General features: G+C 72.5%; 17 protein-coding genes and 1 pseudogene. 7 read left to right on the forward strand and 11 right to left on the reverse strand.

All coding sequences use genetic code 11. The features are described 5' to 3' along the window. The first annotated feature begins 10 nt into the window (after positions 1 to 10). On the forward strand, positions 11 to 547 hold the full coding sequence (locus ACFWYM_RS05285; protein WP_384830228.1) for a DUF6886 family protein: 537 nt from the start codon (positions 11 to 13) through the stop codon (positions 545 to 547). Between the two features lie 9 nt (positions 548 to 556). Here ACFWYM_RS05285 and ACFWYM_RS05290 read toward each other — a convergent pair whose 3' ends face one another. Next, positions 557 to 1,315, reverse strand: coding sequence for an SIMPL domain-containing protein (locus ACFWYM_RS05290; RefSeq protein WP_384830232.1), 759 nt, complete (start codon positions 1,313 to 1,315; stop codon positions 557 to 559). Between the two features lie 272 nt (positions 1,316 to 1,587). Here ACFWYM_RS05290 and ACFWYM_RS05295 point away from each other — a divergent pair, with 272 nt between their 5' ends. Then, complete coding sequence (locus ACFWYM_RS05295; RefSeq protein WP_384830235.1) at positions 1,588 to 3,483, forward strand: propionyl-CoA synthetase; 1,896 nt, start codon at positions 1,588 to 1,590, stop codon at positions 3,481 to 3,483. Positions 3,484 to 3,513: 30 nt separating this feature from the next. Here the strand turns inward: ACFWYM_RS05295 and ACFWYM_RS05300 are convergent, their stop codons facing one another. Continuing rightward, positions 3,514 to 4,092 carry a TetR/AcrR family transcriptional regulator gene (locus ACFWYM_RS05300; protein ID WP_384830238.1) on the reverse strand — a complete coding sequence of 193 codons (579 nt, stop codon included), beginning with the start codon at positions 4,090 to 4,092 and terminating at the stop codon, positions 3,514 to 3,516. Positions 4,093 to 4,151: 59 nt separating this feature from the next. On the opposite strand from ACFWYM_RS05300, the pseudogene ACFWYM_RS05305 reads away from it, so the two are divergent. Together ACFWYM_RS05305 and ACFWYM_RS05310 are read left to right on the forward strand one after the other, a co-directional pair. After that, positions 4,152 to 4,244: pseudogene (locus ACFWYM_RS05305) on the forward strand (PT domain-containing protein); the annotation flags it as partial. A gap of 37 nt (positions 4,245 to 4,281) precedes the next feature. After that, a complete protein-coding gene (locus tag ACFWYM_RS05310) occupies positions 4,282 to 5,211 on the forward strand; it encodes a zinc-binding dehydrogenase (protein WP_384830813.1) in 930 nt (309 codons plus the stop codon). Here the strand turns inward: ACFWYM_RS05310 and ACFWYM_RS05315 are convergent. Next, positions 5,197 to 5,430 (reverse strand): ferredoxin, encoded by a 234-nt coding sequence (locus tag ACFWYM_RS05315; protein ID WP_384830241.1) that lies wholly within the window; start codon positions 5,428 to 5,430, stop codon positions 5,197 to 5,199. The two genes, ACFWYM_RS05310 and ACFWYM_RS05315, sit on opposite strands and share 15 nt — an antisense overlap. 3 nt (positions 5,431 to 5,433) lie before the next feature. Beyond that, a complete protein-coding gene (locus tag ACFWYM_RS05320; protein ID WP_384830244.1) occupies positions 5,434 to 6,639 on the reverse strand; it encodes a cytochrome P450 in 1,206 nt (401 codons plus the stop codon). A gap of 227 nt (positions 6,640 to 6,866) precedes the next feature. Here ACFWYM_RS05320 and ACFWYM_RS05325 point away from each other — a divergent pair, with 227 nt between their 5' ends. Beyond that, complete coding sequence (locus tag ACFWYM_RS05325) at positions 6,867 to 7,637, forward strand: MarR family transcriptional regulator (protein ID WP_384830247.1); 771 nt, start codon at positions 6,867 to 6,869, stop codon at positions 7,635 to 7,637. Between the two features lie 90 nt (positions 7,638 to 7,727). Here the strand turns inward: ACFWYM_RS05325 and ACFWYM_RS05330 are convergent, their stop codons facing one another. Both ACFWYM_RS05330 and ACFWYM_RS05335 read right to left on the reverse strand, forming a co-directional pair. Next, positions 7,728 to 8,558, reverse strand: a complete 831-nt coding sequence (locus ACFWYM_RS05330; RefSeq protein WP_384830249.1) for an SGNH/GDSL hydrolase family protein — start codon at positions 8,556 to 8,558, stop codon at positions 7,728 to 7,730. A 193-nt stretch (positions 8,559 to 8,751) separates the two neighbouring features. Next, entirely contained in the window at positions 8,752 to 10,881 is a 2,130-nt protein-coding gene (locus ACFWYM_RS05335; RefSeq protein WP_384830252.1) for an alpha-galactosidase, read from the reverse strand. A 171-nt stretch (positions 10,882 to 11,052) separates the two neighbouring features. Here ACFWYM_RS05335 and ACFWYM_RS05340 point away from each other — a divergent pair, with 171 nt between their 5' ends. Beyond that, positions 11,053 to 11,850 carry a tyrosine-protein phosphatase gene (locus ACFWYM_RS05340; protein WP_384830254.1) on the forward strand — a complete coding sequence of 266 codons (798 nt, stop codon included), beginning with the start codon at positions 11,053 to 11,055 and terminating at the stop codon, positions 11,848 to 11,850. 18 nt (positions 11,851 to 11,868) lie between these two features. On the opposite strand, the gene ACFWYM_RS05345 is transcribed toward ACFWYM_RS05340, so the two are convergent. Further along, positions 11,869 to 12,207, reverse strand: coding sequence for an ArsR/SmtB family transcription factor (locus ACFWYM_RS05345; protein ID WP_384830257.1), 339 nt, complete (start codon positions 12,205 to 12,207; stop codon positions 11,869 to 11,871). 173 nt (positions 12,208 to 12,380) lie between these two features. Here ACFWYM_RS05345 and ACFWYM_RS05350 point away from each other — a divergent pair, with 173 nt between their 5' ends. Next, on the forward strand, positions 12,381 to 13,850 hold the full coding sequence (locus ACFWYM_RS05350) for an MFS transporter (protein ID WP_384830260.1): 1,470 nt from the start codon (positions 12,381 to 12,383) through the stop codon (positions 13,848 to 13,850). Here the strand turns inward: ACFWYM_RS05350 and ACFWYM_RS05355 are convergent. The 4 genes from ACFWYM_RS05355 to dxs form a co-directional block, all read right to left on the reverse strand. Next, positions 13,825 to 13,941 (reverse strand): DUF6126 family protein, encoded by a 117-nt coding sequence (locus ACFWYM_RS05355; protein WP_384830816.1) that lies wholly within the window; start codon positions 13,939 to 13,941, stop codon positions 13,825 to 13,827. The two genes, ACFWYM_RS05350 and ACFWYM_RS05355, sit on opposite strands and share 26 nt — an antisense overlap. A gap of 58 nt (positions 13,942 to 13,999) precedes the next feature. After that, on the reverse strand, positions 14,000 to 14,638 hold the full coding sequence (locus tag ACFWYM_RS05360; protein WP_384830263.1) for a helix-turn-helix domain-containing protein: 639 nt from the start codon (positions 14,636 to 14,638) through the stop codon (positions 14,000 to 14,002). 90 nt (positions 14,639 to 14,728) lie between these two features. Beyond that, complete coding sequence (locus ACFWYM_RS05365) at positions 14,729 to 16,114, reverse strand: aspartate aminotransferase family protein (RefSeq protein ID WP_384830266.1); 1,386 nt, start codon at positions 16,112 to 16,114, stop codon at positions 14,729 to 14,731. Next, positions 16,111 to 18,066: a 1-deoxy-D-xylulose-5-phosphate synthase gene (gene dxs, locus ACFWYM_RS05370; RefSeq protein ID WP_384830268.1), complete on the reverse strand. Its 1,956-nt coding sequence runs from the start codon at positions 18,064 to 18,066 to the stop codon at positions 16,111 to 16,113. The genes ACFWYM_RS05365 and dxs overlap by 4 nt, the downstream gene beginning before the upstream one ends. Positions 18,067 to 18,085 lie beyond the last annotated feature (19 nt).

Here is an 18,085-nt window from a genome sequence, read left to right on the forward strand (position 1 = left end):
ATCAACTCCCATGAGACCAGCGCCCGATGAAGTCCTGCACTTCTCCGAGGACCCCGCCATCACGGTGTTCCACCCCCACGTCGCCGCGACGGCCCGCCAGGCCGAGCCCTATGTGTGGGCCGTCGACGCCGAGCAGGCCCCCGCGTACTGGTTTCCCCGGCAGTGCCCGCGCGCCATGGCCTGGGTGGGGCCCGCCAGCACCGACGAGGACCGGCGGGCCGTCCTGGGCGCGGGCCGCGAGCGGCGGGTGCACGCCGTCGAGTACGCCTGGGCCGAGCGGTTCCTGACCGCCCGCCTGTACGCGTACCGGCTGCCCGCCGCCGCGTTCGAGCCGTTCGGCGCCCCGACCCCGAACGCCTCGGTGGCCACGCGGAGCGTGACCCCCCTCGGGCCGCCCGAGCCGGTGACCGGGCTGCTCGGCCTGCACGCGGCGGCGGGCATACAGCTGCGGTTCGTCACCGACCTGTGGGAGTTCTGGGGCGCCGTCACCCGCAGCACCCTCGAGTTCAGCGGCATCCGCCTGCGCAACGCCGCTCCCGCGCGGTGACCGCGCCGGTCAGCGCAGCTCGTACACCGCCGTGACCGTCACCTGGTCCTCGATCTCGCCGGGCGCGACCGGCACGCTCTCCTTGTCGAAGGCGATCGCGGGGACCGGCACCGGGCGGGGGCGGCCGCCGTCGGTCTCGTCGAGGGAGACGAGGGGGCCGAGCTTCTTGCCGGTCAGGCGCGCGTACTGGCGGGCCTTCTCGTGGGCGTCGTCGTGCGCGGCCTCGCGGGCGGCGCTACGCAGCTTCTCCGGGTGGGCGAGGTCGAAGGTGATGGAGCTGATGCGGCCCGCGTCGCCGGTCGCGTCCATGGCGGACTGCAGCACCGCGCCGGTCCTGGCGAGGTCCCGCACCTTGATGGAGAAGCTCTGCGCGGCCTGGTAACCGGTGAGCTTGGACTGGCCGTTGGCCTCCTGGTAGACGGCGGACAGGGCGAGGCTCTCGGTGCGCACGTCCCGCTCGGCGACGCCCGCCTTGCGGACGGCGGTCAGGAGCGCGTCGGCCGCGGAGCTCTGGGCGGCGAGGGCCTGCTTCGCGGTGGGCTTGGTGACCTCGACGCCCGCGCTGACCACCGCGAGGTCGGGCGCGGCGCTCGCGGCGCCCATGCCGGTCACGGTCACGGTCGCGGGCCTCGGGGCGGACGCCGTGGCGAGCGGGGCCGCGGGGGCGGTGGCGGGGGCCGCGAGCGCCGGGGTGCCGATGGCGGTGACGGCGAGGGCGAGCGCGAGGGCGCTGACGGGGCGGGCGGGCAGCTGGGGCAGCACGGGCATGAGAGCGGGTCCTTCCGTTTCCGCCGCCCTCCGAGGGGGCGGTCCGCGGTCATCCCAGCACCGCCCGCCGACCGGCACGCGCGCGTGCCACCGCGCCACTCCGCCCTGTCACCTCACCGGTCGATCCACGGGGCGGTGCATGCGGCGTCCGCCGGGGCGGTGCGCGGACGGTCGCCATGGACAGCCCTCCCCCGTACGGGAGTTCGCGCGCCGTCTTCCCAAACCGGCCCGTCCATGACGTACTCGTGCCGACACGGAGAACGGAGTGACGGTTGTCCCGCTACCAGACCACCCACCGCGAGAGCCTCCTCGACCCGGCCGCCTTCTGGGGCCGCGCCGCCGAGGCCGTCGACTGGTACGAGCCCCCGCGGCAGGTCCTGGACCCGGCCGCGCCCGCCGCGCCCCGCTGGTTCGCGGGCGGCGAGCTGAACACCTGTCACAACGCCCTGGACCGGCACGTCCTGGCCGGGCACGGCGACCGGACGGCGCTCATCCACGACAGCCCCGTCACCGGCACGGTCACCCGCCGCACGTACGCCGAACTGCTCGACGAGGTGGCGCGGACGGCCGGGATGCTCACCTCGCTCGGCGTCGGCAAGGGCGACACCGTCGTGATCTATCTGCCGATGGTGCCGGAGGCGGTCGTGGCGATGCTGGCGTGCGCGCGCGTCGGCGCCGTGCACTCGGTGGTGTTCGGGGGCTTCGCCGCGCCCGAGCTCGCCGCGCGCATCGACCACGCCCGGCCGACCGTGGTGCTCTCCGCGTCCTGCGGCATCGAGGGCAGCCGCGTCATCGCCTACAAGCCGCTCCTCGACCGCGCCCTGGACCTCGCCGAGCACCGCCCCGACGCCTGTGTGATCCTGCAACGACCGCAGGAAGAGGCCGAGTTGCTGCCCGGCCGCGACCTCGACTGGCAGCGCGCGCTGAGCACCTCGCGGGGCGTCGAGTGCGTGCCGGTGGCCGCCACCGACCCGCTGTACATCCTCTACACCTCCGGCACGACCGGCGCCCCCAAGGGCGTGGTCCGCGACAACGGCGGGCACGCGGTGGCGCTGCGCTGGACCATGGAGCACATCTACGACGCCCGGCCCGGGGAGGTGTTCTGGGCCGCGTCCGACGTGGGCTGGGTCGTCGGCCACTCGTACATCGTGTACGCGCCGCTCCTCGCGGGCTGCACCACGCTCCTGTACGAGGGCAAGCCCGTGGGCACCCCCGACGCGGGCGCGTTCTGGCGGGTGGTCGAGGAGCACCGGGTGCGCACCCTGTTCACCGCGCCGACCGCGTTGCGGGCCATCAAGCGGGAGGACCCCAAGGGTGAACTCGCCGCGCGCCACGACCTGTCGTCGCTGCGCGCCCTGTTCCTGGCCGGGGAGCGCCTGGACCCGGACACCTACCACTGGGCGCGCGGCCTGTTTGACGTCCCGGTGGTCGACCACTGGTGGCAGACCGAGACGGGCTGGCCGATCGTGGCCAACCCCCTCGGCATCGAGCGCCTTGCGGACCGCCCCGGCTCACCGGGGGTGCCCATGCCCGGCTGGGACCTGCGCGCGCTCGACGACGAGGGCCGCCCCTGCCCGCCCGGCACCGACGGCACCCTCGCCTTGAAGCTGCCGCTGCCCCCGGGCGCCCTCACCACCCTCTACCGCGACGACGCCCGGTTCGCCGCCTCCTACCTGGAGCGCTTCCCCGGCCACTACCTCACCGGCGACGGCGGCCGGATCGACGAGGACGGGCACGTCTTCGTGATGGGCCGCCTCGACGACGTCATCAACGTCGCCGGGCACCGCCTCTCGACCGGCGCCATGGAGGAGGCCCTCGCCGACCACCCGGACGTCGCGGAGTGCGCGGTGGTGGGCATCGCGGACCCGCTCAAGGGTGAACTCCCGCTGGGTCTGGTGGTGTTGCGGCAGGGCGCGGACCGGCCGCCCGCCGATGTGGAGGCCGAACTCCGCTCCCTGGTGCGCGAGCGCATCGGCGCGGTGGCGACGCCCCGCCGGGTGCTCCCGGTGGCCCGTCTGCCCAAGACCCGCTCGGGCAAGATCCTGCGCGCCACGGTCCGGGCGATCGCCGACGGCAGGGAGTTCACGGTCCCGGCCACCATCGAGGACCCGGCCGTGCTCACGGAGATCCGCGAGTCGCTGCGGGTCCTCACGGCCGCGCGGGACTGACGCCCGGCCCCGCCTCCTGGAGCGTGCCGCTCAGGCGCGCTCCAGGAGTGCGCCCGCCCACTCCCGTACGGAACGCGTGAACCGCCGCGGCTCGTCCGCCGTCGCGACGTGCCGCACGAGGTCGCCGTCGAAGAGGGCGAGCAGCGCGTGGGCCGCGAACTCCCCGTCGAGCCCGGGGCGTTCCTCGGCGAGCAGGGCGCCGAGGTGGCGGTGCCAGAACCGGTAGCTGGGGTCGGCGAACTTGTCCTCGGCGCAGGCTCGTTCATGGGCGGACAGAAGCAGGGCGTTGCCCTCGGCGATGGCGCACAGCGCGTCGAGGAAGGCGAGGAGCCGCTCGCGCGCGGGTGCGCCGGGGCCGAGCGGCGGCGGGCCGTCGGTGACCGCTTCGCGCAGCGCCCGCGAGCGCTCTTCGAGGAGCGCCTGCAACAGCCCGGCACGGCTCCCGAAGCGCCGGAACACGGTGCCCTTGCCGACCCCGGCGAGGGCGGCGACCCGGTCGAGCGAGACATGGTCACCACCGCCCTCGGCGAGCAACTGCTCGGTGGCGCGCAGCACCGACTCCCGGTTCCGCACCGCGTCGGCCCGCTCCCCGCGTCGCTCGCTCGCCACAACTCCCCCTTCCAAACGGCCCGTTGGTCCGGTTACTGTAGCGCCACGCTAACCGGACTATCGGTCCGCCTTGCCCTCCGTGTCGGCCGTCCGTTCAGCCGTCCGTTCAGCCGTCCGTTCAGCCGTCCGTTCAGCCGTCCGTTCAGCCGTCCGTTCAACCTTCCGTACGCGAGGAGCTCACCCATGCCCATGCACGCTCTCGTCGTCGACCCCGCCGCCCCCTGCGCCCTGCGCCGCGGCGACGCACCCGAGCCGGAGCCCGCCCCGCACCAACTCGTCCTGGCGGTACGGCACTTCTCGCTGAACCGGGGCGAGGTGGCGTTCGCCGCGCGCCGGCCCGCGGGGACCGTGCACGGGTACGACGCGGCGGGTGTGGTCGTGCGGGCCGCGGCGGACGGCACCGGGCCCGCCGTCGGCGCCCGGGTCGCGGCGTTCGGCGCGGGCGCCTGGGCGCAGCGCATGGCCGTCGACACCACCGCGGTCGCCGAGGTCCCGGACGGGGTCGGCCTCGCCGAGGCGGCCGCCGTGCCGATGGCCGGGATCACCGCGCTGCGCACCCTGCGCACCCGCTCCGTCCTGGGCCGCCGGGTGCTGATCACCGGCGCGGCGGGCGGCGTCGGCCGGTACGCGGTCCAGCTCGCGGCCCTCGGCGGGGCCCACGTCATCGCCTCGGTGGGATCGCGGGCCCGCGCCGCCGGGCTCACCGAACTCGGCGCCCACGAAGTGGTCGTCGGCCTGGACGGGGTCGACCGGCCCGTCGACCTCGTCCTTGACAACGTGGGCGGACCGCAGCTCGCCGCCGCCTGGGACCTGCTGGCCCCGGGCGGCGACATCCAGGTGATCGGCTGGGCCTCCGACGCACCGGCCGAGTTCGCCCCGTACTCCCTGTTCCACGTCGGCACCCCCAAGACGATCACCACGTTCGGCGACGTCCACGAGGTCGGCTCCGACCTCGCCACCCTGCTCGGGTTCCTGGCAGACGGGCGGCTCTCGGCGGAGGTGTCGTGGCGGGGCCCCTGGGAGCGGGTGGCCGACGCGGCGCAGGCCCTCCTCGACCGCAGGGTCGCGGGCAAGGCGGTGCTCGACGTCGAGCCGTCAGACCAACTAGCCGTCCGCTGACGCGGCTTGACCCGGCGCGCCGCCGGACGCGTCGGCCGTGATCACACCGGCCGGACAGAGCCCGGCGGCCTCGTGCGCCGCCTCCGCCGCCACCCCCGTGGGCGACGGGTCGAGCACGAGGACGAGGCCGTCCCCGGCGTCCTGGTCGAAGACCGTGGGCGCGGTCAAGGCGCACATCCCGGCACCCTGGCACTGCTCCCGGTCGATCCGGACCCGCATCGGCTACACCTCGTCCCAGGCGACCGGGAGGCCGTACACCCCGATGAAGGAGTCCTCGCGCGTCCGCACCTGGTCCGCGGGGACGGCCAGGCGCAGGTGCGGGAACCGGCGAATCAGCCCCCGGAAGCCCACCTGCATCTCGATGCGGCCGAGCTGCTGACCGAGGCACTGGTGGACACCGTGCCCGAAGCCCAGCTGTCCGACGGCCCGCCTGCGCACGTCGAGGGTGTCGGGGTCGGGGTACTTCTCCGGGTCGCGGTTGGCGGCGTGCATCGCGACCGCGACCGTCTCCCCCGCCTTGACCTGCCGGCCGCCGAGCTCGATGTCCTCGAGGGCCGACCGCGCCGAGACGGGGGCGATGGTCAGAAAGCGCATCAGCTCCTCCACGGCCCCGTCGATGAGCTCCGGCTCCGCACGCAGGGCCGCGAGCTGCTCGGGGTGGGAGAGGAGCGCGAAGGTGCCGAGGCCGATCATGTTGGTCGTGGTGTCGAGGCCGCCGCCGAGCAACAGCAGGGCGATCTGGATGAGTTCGGGTTCGGTGAGGTCCTCCTTGGTGAGGTCGCTGAGCAGGTCGTCGGTGGGGTCGGCGCGCTTGGCCTTGACCAGCTCGTAGAGGAAGGCCCCGGCCTCGTTCAGGGCTTGCTCCATCACTTCGGGGGTGGCGTCGGCGTCATTGATCGTCGCCGTGCGCTCCTGGAAGAACTCCCGGTCGGCGTACGGGACGCCGAGCAGGTCGCAGATGACCAGGGCGGGCAGGGGGCGGGCGAACGCCGTCACCAGGTCGGCCGACGAGCCCTGCCGCTCCATGGCGTCGAGCAGCTCGGACGCGAACTGCTCGATCCGGTCGGTGAGCTGACGCATGCGGCGGACCGTGAACTTGCCGGTGAGCATCGTCCGGTAGCGGGAGTGCTCGATGCCGTCGGCCCGGATGAACATCCCCGGGTCGGCGGGAGGCATCCGCTCCAGCGCGTTCGCCCCGGGCAGCGGGCTGTGCATCAGCTCCTGGCGCGAGCTGAACCGCGGGTCGGCGAGTACCTCACGGACCAGGGCGTGGCTCGTGGCCAGCCAGCCCACGTGGCCGTCGGGAAAGGTGAGGCGGCACAGCGGCTGCTCCGCGCGCAGCCGGGCGAACTCCTCCGGGGGGTCCCACGGGCGGCCCTCGGGGCGCGTCATGGGCAGTTCGGCCACCGCGGGAAGGGAGTTGGGCATCTCGGATTCCGTTCCGTCAGAAGTCTTCAGGACCCAAGAAACGCTAAGTTGCGTTTACAAACTCGTCAAACAATCACCCATCAATTCCAGCCGTTACAGGGCGTCGTGACGTTTTTCGTTGCAATGATTCTGAAAGGAAATGCATAAACGATCCCACAGCCATTGCAATGAGCTGAAGATGAACGCACACTGTCCACCGGGCCGGAGCACATCAGGAGGCGAACCCCATGCCGGGAGGCAGACTCACCGACCAGGACCGACGCGACATCGCCGCGGGCCTGGCCGAGGGACTCACGTACGCGGAGATCGCACGGCGCATGGAGCGCCCGACCTCGACCGTCAGCCGGGAGGTCACACGCAACGGCGGCCCCGGTGACTACCGGGCCGAGCGGGCGCGGCGGGCCACCGCACACCGCGCCCGCCGCACCAAACCGCCCGCCTCGGCCACATCGCAGGACGCCTTGGACGCCCTGGACACCCCGGACGCCCAGGGCCGGGACGCCGCGTCGGTGCGGGAGTTCGAGGAGCGGTTCACCGCGCTCCTCGTCCAGCAAGGGCTGTCCCGCATGACGGCGCGGATTCTCACTTGCCTGTATATGACCGATACCGGCGCGCTCACCTCGGCCGAATTCGTGCGCCGACTGCGGGTCAGCCCGGCGTCCGTCTCCAAGTCCATCGCTTACCTGGAGTCCCAGGAGCTGGTGCGGCGTGAGCGCGAGGGCGGCCGGCGGCCCGAGCGGTACCTGATCGACGACGACGTCTGGTACCGCGCCTGGCTGGCCAGCGCACGCACCAACGCGATGCTCGCCGACGTCGCCCGCGAGGGCGCCGCGATCCTCGGCGAGGGCACGCCCGCGGGGACCCGGCTCAGCGACGTCGGACGGTTCCTGCACCACGCGAACGAGGACGCGTTCGCGGCGGCCGAGCACTGGCGGCAGGTCATCGCGCGGGAGCGAACGGCGACAGCCCGTACCCCCGAAAGGCCCAGAGCCACCTGAAAGGCCCCGAGACACCGGCACGAGAACCGACGGAGGGCCACCGGACAACCGGTGACCCTCCGTCAGGACGCACAGCGCACGGGGCTCAGCTCAAGTCGCCGACTCCAGCTGGATCTTGATGGCGGTCGGGTCGACGAAGCCCTTCGCCTCCACGTGGTCGCCCGACGACTCCCCGCGCAGCCGTCGCCCGATCCACGGCACCAGGTACTCGCGCGCCCAGTGGATGTCGTCGCGGCGCACCTCCAGGGTGTTTCGCGGGGGCTGCGGCGGCCACGGCTGGTCCGGGTCGGCGGGCACGTCGAGGCCGAGGACCTGACCGGCCCGCAGCGCCACCCGGGTGTGCCCCTCGGCGGACAGGTGCAGCCGGTCGCCGTCCCAGGCCCTGCGGTCCTGCACGGTCTTGAGGGACCACAGGTCGAGCACCGGGCAGCCGTACCGGTCGGCCACCGCGCGCACATGGCCGTTGTACGTGGCGATCTTGCCGCGCAGATGCTTGAGGACCGGCACGCCCCGGGTGTCGAAGCCGGTGGTGACCATGACCGTGCCGACCGCCGAGGCGAGGTCCGCGACGGCCCGCTCGAAGCGCTCGGCGACCTCGTCCGGGTCGGTGCCGGGGCGGATGATGTCGTTGCCGCCCGCGCAGAACGTCACCAGGTCGGGGGCGAGCTTCTTCGCCTGCGGCACCTGGTCCGCCACGATCTGGTCGAGGAGCTTGCCGCGCACCGCGAGGTTCGCGTACCGGAAGGTGTGCTCGGGGACCCGGTCGTCGAGCAGCACGGCCAGACGGTCGGCCCAGCCGACGAAGGTCCCGTCGGGCCCGGGATCCCCCACGCCTTCGGTGAAGCTGTCGCCGACCGCTGCGTAGGAGGTGAATGCGGCGCTGTCCGCGCCCTGGTGGGAGGTTGTCGACTCTGCTGTCACAACGTCACATCCTTCACTCCTCTAAGTGACTTACGCCACCGTAGGGAGGGGTTGACGCGGGGTGAGATAAGCCACCCGTCAAGTTTCCTTCAAGCCGGAATAACCCGGAACGTGCGGGTGCGCCCCGCGCGCGTCGCCGGTCACGTCCCCCCTCGCGCCCCCCTCATCCCCCTCGTCCACTGCTCCCGCTCGCCTACCGCTCCCGCTGCCGCCGCAGCCGGAACACCCTCGCGTCCAGGTCCCCCCGCAGCCCCGTGCGCAGCCCGTGGTGGAGCAGCACCGCGCCCCGGTGCACCGCCCCGGTGTCCGGACAGACGTACGCCGCCCGCGGGTCGAGGCCGCGCAGCCGCAGCGGCGGGGCCTGTTCCCCGTACGACTGGCGGGGCAGCCAGGCCAGCACGACCACGTCGTCCCCGTGGACGTAGCTCACCGCGCTCAGCCCCGCGCCGCCCGGCGGCCGCAGCCGGTAGAGGTCGCCGAGCTGCACCACCGGCCTGATCTCCTTGTAGAGATCCACCCAGCGCTTCGCCTCGGCACACTCCTCCTCGCTCCACCGGGCGAGGTCGCCGCCGATGCCCAGCACGCCCGCCATCGCACTCACGAAGCGGAACCGCAGCGAGCTGACGCGGTCGTTGAGCTGGGTGTTGGGGCTGTCGGTGACCCAGGCGGCCATGACGCGCGCCGGGTGCACCTGGCTGAAGCCGTCCTGGATGGCGAGGCGGTCCAGCGGGTCGGTGTTGTCGGAGGTCCACACCTGGTCGGTGCGGGCCAGGATGCCGAGGTCGATCCGGCCGCCGCCGCCCGAGCAGGACTCGAAGGCGACGCCGGGGTGTGCGGCCCGCAGCCGGTCCACCAGTCCGTACAGGGCGTGCACATGGCCGTCCCACAGGTGCTGCGGATACTCGGCCCCCGGCCAGCCGGCGTCGCTGAAGCTGCGGTTGAAGTCCCACTTCACATAGTCGACGGGGGCGGAGGACAGCAGCGCGTGGAGCCGCTGCCACAGATACTCCTGTACGTCGTCCCGGGCGAGGTTGAGGACCAGCTGGTTCCTGAACTCGGTGCGCCTGCGGCCTGCTTGGTGCTGCACCCAGTCGGGGTGGGCGCGATAGAGCTCGCTGTCGGTGTTGACCATCTCGGGCTCGACCCAGATGCCGAAGCCCATGCCGAGGGCGTGCACGCGCTCGGCGAGCGGCCGGAGCCCGTGCGGGAATCGGTCGCGGTTGGGGGTCCAGTCCCCCAGGCCCGCCCGGTCGTCGACGCGCTGCCCGAACCACCCGTCGTCCACCACGAAGAGCTCCGCGCCGAGGGCCGCGGCCCGCTCGGCGAGCTCCGCCTGCCGCTCCTCGGAGATGTCGAAGCCGGTCGCCTCCCAGGAGTTGTAGAGGACGGGCCGGGGGGTCCCGGCGTCCGGGATCACGTGCTCGCGCTGGTACGCGTGCCAGGCACGGCTGGCCCCGCCGAAGCCGCCGTCGCTCCACAGCCCCGCGAACACGGGCGTGACGATCGATTCGCCCGGCTTCAGCAGCGCCTGCCCGGAGTCGTCGTGGCCGCTGCCGCCGGTGATCTGCACGGCCCCGTCCGGGAGTTGCTGCACGGCGATGCGCCACGACCCGGACCAGGCGAGGGCGCAGCCGTAGACCTCACCGTGCTCCTCGCCCGCACCTTCTGAACCATCCGGACCGGCCGCGTCGAGCGCGACCCAGGGCAGGTGCTGGTGGCTGGTGTGCCCCCGGCGGCTGCCGATGACCTTCTCCCCGTACGTGAGCGAGGCGCGCACCAGGCGGGACTCGGCGGCCCACCTGCCGTGCAGCTGCGAGAGCCGCCAGCCCTCGCGCACCGGGAGCGTCCAGGTGGCGGAGTCGGCGCGAAGGAGCTCCAACTCCGGGGAATCCGGGGGCCCTTCGTGCTTCATGTACACGAAGCGCTCGATCACGTCCCCGCGCATGCGGTAGGAGAGCGTGATCCCCAGCTGGTGCACGGAGTCCGTGAAGTACAGCCACAGCTCGCCGTGGCGCTCCCCCCAGTCCGCGAACCGCCACTCGCTCCCCCGCACTCCCCCGCCGCGCACCACGAGTGCGGGCCGCACGAAGCGCGGACCGCCCTCGACGGGGTACTCCTCGCGGCCGTCGAGCGGCGACTCGAAGCCGCGCGCGGCGGGCGGGGGTGCGGCGGCGAGCTCCTCCGCGTCGGCGAGCGCGATGCGCGGACCCCAGTGGAGGTGCACCAGCTCATCGCGGTCGGTGATGTGCAGCGCGTAACTGCTGCGGGGCCCGGAGAGCACCCACGTACGCCCGTCCTTCGCCGCTTCGACCCCTTCGACCACCGGGACCCCCTCCGTCGCCCTGCGCCGCCTGCGCGCCGCCCATCATCGAGCCGGGTCCACCGCACGGGCAACGGCCTCGCAGCAGGTGATTGCCCGAGGAACCTATGTCGTATGGTCGAAGGCGCAGTCATCCGGCGAGCAGCGCCGACACCCCCACCAGGAGGAGCCCCCGTGACGCAGCAGGTCCCGTCGACCGAGCCCGAGCTGGCCGGAGTGCGTAACTTCCGCGACGTGGGCGGGCTGCCGACGGTGGACGGCCGCCGGGTCGCGCCGGGCCGCCTCTTCCGCAGCGGGCACCTGGCGCACGCCACCGAGGCCGACGCGACATTCCTGTCCTCGCTCGGGCTGCACACGATCTTCGACTTCCGCAACGCCGCCGACCAGCGCCTGGAGGGCCCGGACGTCGAGCTGCCCGGCGTGCGGAACGTGAACCTGCCGCTGAGCGACCCGGCGGACGGCGCCGAGTTCTGGACGATGGTGCGCGACGGGAACACGGACCAGCTGCGCTCGATCCTCGGCGACGGCAAGGCCGCGGGCCGGATGACCGACTCCTACCGGTCGATCGTCACGGAGCGCACCGCCGAGCACAGCCGCGTGCTGCACTCCCTCGCGGACGACAGCGTCCCCGCCCTGATGCACTGCGCGGCGGGCAAGGACCGTGCGGGCCTCTCCATAGCCGTGACGCTGCTGGCCGTCGGCGTCGAGCGCGACGCCATCGAGGCGGACTACCTGGAGTCCAACGCCGCCCACCGCCGCTACAAGGTGCGCCGCCACAGCGACTCGGCCGAGGCGATGTCCCCCGAGATCATGGAGCTCCTGAGCCCCCTCTTCGACGCCCGCGCCGAGTACCTCGCCGCCGCCTTCGACCAGATCGAGCGCACCTGGGGCGACACGGAGACCTACCTCACCCAGGGCCTTGACCTCTCGGCGCAGACCCGTGAGCAGCTGCGCGCGCGGCTGCTGGACTGACCGGCCCCGCTTTTCCCGCTACTTTCCGCGCTCCCCCTCCTCCTCGGACTCCTCGTCGGTGCGCGCACCGACGAGGACCGAGTCGAGCAGTCCGGGGTAGCGGCGGTCGAGGTCCTCGCGGCGCAGCGAGAGGAGATTCTCGCGCCCCGAGGGCCGCTGCCAGATGACGCCGCTGTCCCGCAGGACCCGCCAGTGGTGGGTCATCGTCGACTTCGACACATCGCCGATCAGGCTTCCGCAGGTGTGCTCCCCGCCCCTGTCCAGGACCCGGACGATCGCGAGGCGCTTGGCATTGCCGAGCGCGGTCAGGACGTCCTGGATCCGGATCTGCTCGGGCGTGGGATGACGTGACGACATAGTTCCACTGTACCCAAACAGTCGAAGGATGCCACAGCTCCAACTCCCTTCCGCTGCCTGATTGTACGTATCTTGCCAAACAGTCGGACTGTACGTATGTTTCCGTACCGTCGATCCGACAGCGGGCCAACCCCCCGTGTTTCCCTGCGTCTTCAGGAAGGGCCCACCGCCCCATGTCCGCTTCAGCCGTCACCGCAGGACCCCGCCGCCCCGGCCTGGTCCTCACCCTGCTCGCGCTCGCCCAGATGACCTTCTCGCTGGACCTCAACATCGTCTTCGTCGCACTGCCGGACATCGGCGCCGACCTCGGATTCCCGGGCCAGACCCAGCAGTTAGTGGTGAGCGCCTATGTCGTGCTCGCCGGCGGCTTCCTGCTGCTCGGCGGGCGCGCCTCGGACCTCTTCGGGCGGCGCCGGATCTTCGTCCTGGCCCTGTCCCTGTACGCGGTCTCGTCCCTCGCGGGCGGTCTGGCCACCTCGCCGGCGACCATCATCGCGGCCCGCGCCGTCCAGGGCGTCGGCGGCGCCCTGATGCTGCCGTCGACCCTCGCGCTCATCAACACGCTGTTCGAGGAAGGGCCGCGGCGCAATCGGGCCCTCGCGGTCTGGGGCGGTGCGGGCGCCACCGGGCTCACCCTCGGCGCCCTGCTCGGCGGCGTCCTCACCGAGGCGTTCGGCTGGCCCGCCGTCTTCTACGTGAACGTCCCGCTGGCCGGACTCGTGGCGCTCGCCGCCCTGTTCGTCATCCCGCGCGACGAACTCCGCACCGAGCGGCGCACGTTCGACCTGCCCGGCGCGCTCACCGCGACCGGCGGCTCGACCCTCCTGGTCTTCGCCCTGGTCGAGGGGCCGGAGCTGGGGTGGGGATCAGCCGCGGTGCTCGGCGCACTCGTCGCCGCCGCCGTCCTGCTCGCCGCGTTCACGGTCATCGAGTCGCGCACCGCGGACCCGCTCATGCCGTTCCGGCTGCTGCGCAACCGCAGCCTGAGCGTCGGCAGCGCCATCACGTTCCTCTACATGGCGACGTTCGGCACCCTGCCGTACTTCCTGACCGTGCTGCTCCAGAGCGTGCACGGCTTCAGCGCCCTGCAGACCGGCCTCGCCTTCCTCGTGCCCTCGCTCGCCATCGCGGCGGGCACCCAGCTCGCCGAGCGCCTGACCGCCCGCCTCGGCACCCGCACCACGCTCCTGTCGGGCCTGGTCGTCGGCGCCCTCGGCACGGTCGCCCTGGCCTTCGGCTTCGACAGCGACGCGAGCTACCTGGCGCTCGTCCCCGGCCTGATCGTCTCCGGCGTCGGCCAGGGCATCGTCTGGACGGGCATGTGGATCACGGCGGCCACCGGCACCGCCGCCGAGGAACAGGGCATCGCCAACGGCGTCGCCTCCACCACCATGAACATCGGCAACGCCATCGGCCTCGCCGTCCTCACGGCCCTCGCCGACACGGGTACGGAGGGCAGGTCCGGCGCCGCACTGCGGGCCGCGACCGCCGACGGGGAGTTCCTGGTGGTCCTGCTGACGGCGGCGGGCATGGCGGTGGCCCTGGCCATCGCGCTCCTGCTGCCGCGCTCCGCCCCGGACCGGGTGCACGCCCCGGCCCCGGAGCGCGCACCCGAGCTCACTGGTTCTGGGCGCCCAGCGTGAACAGCAGATAGATGAAGGCCGCGAAGAGGTGGCCGACGGCCACGTAAATGATGAGCCGTATCCACAGGCCGCGGGGGAACTTCTCCTGCATCGTGTTCCGCGCGGGCCGGCCCGGCACGGGCTCCGGCGTCTGGTTCGTCTCAGCCGTCTCACTCATCTCGCATCTCCCTGTTGCTCGAACTCTGCGGAGCCCCGCCCAGGCACAGCGCCGTGGCGGGGCTCTGCAGCAGTGTGTGGACGAAGAGAAGGTCGGCACCGGCCGCGTCCGCCGCGGCGATGCGGTGCGGAGTCAGCGAGTCGAAGTGCGCGCTGTCACCCGGGGCGAGGAGGTGCGCGGTGTCCCCGAGGCGCAGCCGAAGCCGCCCCTTGAGGACGTACAGCCACTCCTCGCCCGGGTGGACGCGCACGATGTCGCCCTGCTTCCCCCTCGGCACATGCACCCGCAGCGCCTGCATCCCCCGCCCCGGCGCCCCCGCCTGCCAGTAGGTCCAGCCCCCCGCGTGGCTCGCCTCCATGTCGTCGGCGCGCACGACGGCGTCCCGTTCGGCGACCGTCTCACCGAGCAGCTCCGAGACCGTCGTACCGTAGGCACGCGCGAGAGAGAGCAGCATCGGGAGGGACGGCTGCCGCTGCCCGGTCTCCAGCCGGGAGAGGTGGGCGGGCGAGAGCCCGACGGTGCGGGCGGCGGCCTCCAGCGTCAGGGAGGCGCGACGCCGCAGCTCACGCAGTTGCGGCGCGACGGCGGGCAACTGCGGATCCGGCTGCGGATCCGGTTCGGCAGGGCTCATATGTCCGATTGAGCCAGAGTCTTACCTCTCGGGCAAATTCCTTGCCCGAGAGGCAAAAGGGAGCGGGCGCCCCGTGCGCACCCGCGGGCCTCAGCGGTTGGCGACGGCCTGCTTCACCAGCGTCTTGCCGAAGTCCCACATGAGCCCGCCACCACTGTGCGCGTCATCCATCACGGCGGTGAACGCCGTCACGAAGCGCTCCACCTCCGCCTCGCCCACGGTCAGCGGCGGAATGAGCTTGATCACTTCCAGGTGGTCGCCGGACACCTGCGTGAGGATCCGGTGCTTCTGCAGCAGCGGTACGACGACCATCTGCGCGAAGAGACCCTTGCGCGCGGCCTGCAGCATGGTCCAACGGCTGCGCAGTTTCAGCGACTTGGGCCTGCCGAACTCGATGCCCACCATGAGGCCGCGCCCGCGCACGTCGCTCAACAGCTCGTAGCGGTCGACGAGTTCGGTGAGGCGGGACGTGAGGAGCTCGCCCGTCGTGCGGGCGTTCGCCACGATCTTCTCGTCCTCCATCACCGCGAGGACCGCGAGCCCCGCCGCCATGGCCTGCGCGTTGGAGCCGAAGCTCGCCGAGTGCACCAGGACCCGGTCCATCGACGAGTAGACCTTCTTGAAGATCCAGTCCTTGCCGAGCGTCGCGCCCACGGGCACGTACCCGCCCGACAGCGCCTTCGCCACGCACACCAGGTCCGGCTCCACGCCCTCCTCGTGCTGGTAGGCGTAGAAGTCCCCGGTCCGTCCGAGCCCGGTCTGCACCTCGTCGGCGATGAGCAGCGCCTTGTGCTGGTGCAGCAACTCCTGGGCGGCGCGCAGATATCCGGGCGGCGCCTCGTGCACGCCCTTGCCCTGGATCGGCTCCAGGATCAGGCCGGCGACGTCGCCCTTCTTCAACTCCTTGCGCAGGGCGTCGAGATCGCCGAGCGGCACCGGGGTGTCGGGAAGCAGCGGCGCGAAGCCGTCCCGGAAGCCGTCCTCGCCGTTGACGGACAGGGAGCCCGTGGTCAGCCCGTGGAAGGCATGCGAGCAGTACAGCACCCTCGGCTTCCCGGTCGCGTACCGGGCGAACTTCAGCGCCGTCTCGACCGCCTCGGTCCCGCTGTTGCCGAAGAACACCCGGTCCAAGTGCGGGCTGTGGCGCAGCAGTTGCTCGGCGAGCAGACCCGGCAGCGGCTGGCAGTCGAAGCGCGTCAGATCCGCGAGCGAGGCGTCGAGCACGTCGTGCAGCGCCTTGCGTACGACGGGGTGGTGGCGGCCGAGGCCCATCACCCCGAACCCGGCGAGCATGTCGAGGTAGTCGTTGCCCTCCGCGTCCCAGAAGTAGGCGCCCTCCGCCCGCTCGTAGACCTTGTCGAAGCCGATGGTGTGCAGCATGCGGGGCAACTGGTGGTTCAGGTGCCGCGCGTGCAGTTCGTAGCGCTCGGCACCGCGCTCGGCGAGCAGCTGGCCGAGGTCGAACTCCTTGCTCATTCCTGGTTCTCCTTGACTGGGCCGTCCGGGCCCGGACCGGCCTTGGCCGCGTCGCCCTCGGCCGCCTCGTTCCTGGCCGCCTCGGCCTTGGCCGCCAGCGACGCCCCGACCCGCCCCGCGATCTCGACCGGGGTGAGCCCGAGGTCCGCGAGCACCTCGCCCCGCTTGGCGTGCGCCAGGAACTGGTCGGGGATCCCGAACCGCCGTACGGGCACGTCCACATCGGCCTCGCCGAGCGCGAGCGCCACCGCCGAGCCGACCCCGGCCTCCTTGCTGTTGTCCTCGACGACGGCGACGATCCGGTGGCGCGCGGCCAGCCCCGGCAGCTCGGCGTCGACCGGCTTGACCCAGCGCGGATCGACGACGGTGCAGCGCAGCCCGCGGGCGGCGAGCAGCTCGGCGGCCTGAAGGCAGACGGGCGCCATCACGCCGACGGACACCAACAGCACGTCGGCGTCCGGCTCTTGGAGGAGGACGTCCATGCCGCCGATCCGGTCGACCGCCGGGATCGGGGCGCCCACCGACTCCTTGGGGAAGCGCAGCATCGTCGGCGCGTCGTCGACGTTGACCGCCTCCCTGAGTTGGAGGCGCAGCTGGTCGGCGTCGCGCGGCGCGGCGATCCGCATGCCGGGCACGACCTGGAGGATCGACATGTCCCACATGCCGTTGTGGGAGGCGCCGTCGGGCCCGGTGACCCCGGCCCGGTCGAGCACGAAGGTGACGCCGCAGCGGTGCAGCGCGACGTCCATGAGGAGCTGGTCGAAGGCCCGGTTGAGGAACGTGGCGTAGAGCGAGACGACCGGGTGGAGCCCGCCCGTCGCGAGCCCGGCCGCGGTCACGGCCGCGTGCTGCTCCGCGATCCCGACGTCCCAGACCCGCTCGGGGAACTCCTCCGCGAACTTGGTCAGCCCCACCGGGTGCAGCATCGCCGCGGTGAGCGCCACCACGTCCTCGCGCTCCCGCCCGATGCGGACGATCTCGTCGCCGAACACCGAGGTCCAGGAAGGGCCGTTGGAGGGGGCGAGCGGTTCGCAGGTCAGCGGGTCCATGACGCCGACGGTGTGGAAGCGGTCGGCCTCGTCGGCGAGCGCCGGTTCATAGCCGCGCCCCTTCTCGGTGAGGCAGTGGACGAGGACCGGGCCGTGGAAGCGTTTCGCACGTCGCAGCGCCGACTCGACGGCCGCGGTGTCGTGCCCGTCGATCGGCCCCACGTACTTCAGGCCCAGGTCCTCGAACATGCCCTGCGGCGCGAAGGCGTCCTTGAACCCCTTCTTCGCGCCGTGCAGCGACTCGTACAGCGTCCGGCCGACCACGGGCGTGCGCTGGAGGACATCCTTGCCCCAGGCCAGGACCCGCTCGTAGCTGTCGGTGGTGCGCAGCGTGGCGAGGTGGTTGGCGAGGCCGCCGATGGTCGGCGCGTAGGAGCGTTCGTTGTCGTTGACGACGATGATCAGCGGCTCGTCCTTGGCGGCCGCGATGTTGTTGAGCGCCTCCCAGGCCATGCCGCCGGTGAGCGCCCCGTCCCCGATGACGGCGACGACGTGCCCGCGCTCGCCCTGCACCCGGCGGGCCTTGGCCAGCCCGTCGGCCCAGCCGAGCGCGGTGGAGGCGTGGCTGTTCTCGACGATGTCGTGCTCGGACTCCTCGCGCGAGGGATAGCCGGAGAGGCCGCCCTTGCCGCGCAGCTTGGAGAAGTCCTGCCGCCCGGTCAGCAGCTTGTGTACGTAACTCTGGTGCCCCGTGTCCCATACGATGCGGTCAACGGGCGACTCGAAGACCCGGTGCAGGGCGATGGAGAGCTCCACCACGCCCAGGTTGGGCCCGAGATGACCGCCGGTCCTGGCCACCGCGTGGACCAGGAACTCCCGGATCTCCTCTGCCAGTTCGTCGAGCTCCGCCTCGGTCAGCGCCTTGAGATCGCGCGGCCCCCGAATGGTTTCCAGAATGGTCATGCTCGGGCCCCCTAGCTGG

This window comes from Streptomyces sp. NPDC059009, from assembly GCF_042740175.1.
Classification (GTDB): Bacteria; Actinomycetota; Actinomycetes; order Streptomycetales; family Streptomycetaceae; genus Streptomyces.